General features: G+C 38.2%; 3 protein-coding genes. 2 read left to right on the top strand and 1 reads right to left on the bottom strand.

Features of this window, described 5'->3' with window-relative positions:
* On the bottom strand, positions 1-404 hold a 404-nt coding region (locus NE535_RS18725; protein ID WP_261300035.1), incomplete at its 3' end, for a cadherin-like domain-containing protein.
* Between NE535_RS18725 and NE535_RS18720 the strand changes: the two genes are divergently transcribed.
* Together NE535_RS18720 and NE535_RS18570 are read left to right on the top strand one after the other, a co-directional pair.
* Positions 307-552, top strand: a complete 246-nt coding sequence (locus tag NE535_RS18720; RefSeq protein ID WP_261300034.1) for a hypothetical protein — start codon at positions 307-309, stop codon at positions 550-552. The genes NE535_RS18725 and NE535_RS18720 overlap by 98 nt on opposite strands.
* Before the next feature lie 77 nt (positions 553-629).
* The gene (locus tag NE535_RS18570; RefSeq protein WP_261300033.1) at positions 630-2,123 is read left to right on the top strand and encodes an EAL domain-containing protein; all 1,494 of its coding nucleotides are present in this window, start codon (positions 630-632) and stop codon (positions 2,121-2,123) included.
* Positions 2,124-2,352 lie beyond the last annotated feature (229 nt).

The raw sequence follows: 2,352 nt of genomic DNA, 5'->3' as shown, positions 1-2,352 counted from the left end.
GTGGTGCTAGCGCCAGTGTGTGTCACACCACCGTGGGCATCTTTGACGTCATAGCTGAAGTGTACATCGCCGTTATAGTCTTTTTCTGGGGTAAAGGTGAAGGTGCCATTGCCATTGTTCAGTATCGAACCATGGTCGACATGGAGGTTTTCAATGGATAATTTGCCAATATCGTTATCATCGATATCAGTTGTGTTAGCAAGTAGCAGTGCTGGGGTGAGGACAATTTTGCTATCTTCTAAGCCATTCGCCAAACGCACTTCAGCTGATGCAATTGGAGCATCGTTGGTGCCATGAACGGTCACTGTGATATCTTTTTTAGCACTGCCATCAATAGATTCAACGGTAAAGGTTTGCTGGAAGCTTTCCCCTGCGCCTAAATGTTGGACTTTATCATTCTCAATATTGTATGACCGTTTTTATCCAGAATTACAACCTAAAGGGGATGATAATTATCAGCAACCGTTACAGCTGCTGGCTAAACGTTTACAGTTTATTGACCCTATCAACCAGCAAGTAAATGATTGGCAAACGAAAGACTTAATTAGTTAAATTAATAACCATTATCATTACCTTAGGCATGATAATACGCTATATTTAATCCCTTAAGCTTAGCGAAGGAAGAATGCATGAAACGAATTGAAAATGGATTAATATTTACTGTTATTTTCTTTTTAAGCTTGATCAGTCTGAAGGGCGTAGACCATTTTTATGCACAACAAATTATTGCCCGTGATACCAATGTCCTTGCGGAAAAATTTGAAAAAGTGATTAAAGCAAGTATTGTTGCCATGAACCGTTTGCCTGCTATTTCAAAACAAGATTTTAACTGTACAGAACAAACTCTGGATGACCTTAGAGATTTCGTCTTTGATGCTAGCTTTATTCGCTGGGTCGGTGTCACCAAAGAGGGTGAGCAATTTTGTGCATCTAATGATATTACTCGAGATATTCGATCAATTAAAACTCATCGTATCAGTAATGATTTTAGCTTGGGTATTGTCGAAATGGCTAATAGAAAATACCCTGAGTGGATATTAGTTAAACATTTCGGCGATCTTAATTATAGCGCCAGTATTATCCCCTTAAAACCCAGCTATTTTGTACCAGTCGAATGTGACCGCTGTTTGGAATATAAGGTTACTTTTGAATCAGATCCTTTGATAGTTTTTGCTTTTGAAAGATTTGCAGATGAACCATTTGTGAGTAACACAGTGATTTTAAACTCACCTTACTTTGTCGCCTCGTTTGAGTTGTCTGGTGATTTTGACTTCTACAAACAATACAGCACCATTTCATGGGTGTTTGTTGTGATGTTTTCTTTGTTATTTTCTGCTTGGCTAACTTACTTAATCCACCGATGGCAAAGTAAGTCAGTGTCAATGCGTTCACAAATTATGAGTGGGATTAAGGATGGTGAGTTTATTCCTTTTTACCAGCCCGTTGTTGATTCGCGCACCCAAAAGGTGGTCGGCTGTGAAGTATTAATGCGCTGGCAGCATCAAGATGGGGGCTTAATACCACCCAATCAATTTATTCCCTATGCTGAAGCCAAAGGGTTAATTGTTGATATGACTAAGGTTCTGCTTGAACATGTTGTCAGCGATATTAAAAAACTAGGCGGAAAACGTGAGGGGTTATTTTTTAGCGTCAATATTGTCCCTGAACATTTAGATAACGATGATTTGTACCAGTTTTTAAAAAGTGTAGTTGAATCTGGGCAGCTAAAGCAGCACCGAATTTCATTAGAAATTACCGAGCGCTTACCTATTAGTGATTTAGTCGCTGCGCGCCAAATGTTGGATAAGTTTTACTCTTTAGGGATAGATTTAAAACTGGATGACGCAGGCACTGGCTACGGTGGTTTCAGCTATGTACAAAACTTAGGAATTAGCACCCTAAAAATTGACAAAATGTTTGTCGATACAATAGGTCGTGAAGACAATTTTAATGCGAAAACCATTGAAGCGATTATTTTATTTGCGCAAAAATCAGGTTTAAACATTATTGCTGAAGGGGTTGAAGACGATAAGCAAGTGGCATACCTCAGTCAGTATGGCGTATATCTTATCCAAGGTTATGTTTACTCAAAGCCTTTACCAGCCAAACAGTTTTTTCATTAACGCTTTATGAGCACAGCAATGTTAAAAAATGCCTTATCAAATTGACAAGGCATTTTTTTTAAGTATTTTTAAAGTGCTAAGTTTGATTATGCATCGAGTTTAATGCTGAATGCAGCAGATCATCATTCGATTGGCTGTCATGTTCAATGATAGGTTCATTAATCAAATCGAAATCATGATTTTTATGATGTTCCATGTCGTCATCTGGTAATGGATTGTCGAAATGATC

The sequence above is a fragment of the Shewanella holmiensis genome (assembly GCF_025370255.1).
GTDB lineage: Bacteria > Pseudomonadota > Gammaproteobacteria > Enterobacterales > Shewanellaceae > Shewanella > Shewanella holmiensis.
The sequence above is the reverse complement of the archived record's forward strand: the minus strand, read 5'-3'. Positions and strand labels throughout refer to the sequence as shown.

Coding starts and splice junctions, on each gene's coding strand:
- NE535_RS18570 (WP_261300033.1), top strand. CDS start 630: ATGAAACGAATTGAAAATGGATTAATATTTACTGTTATTTTCTTTTTA.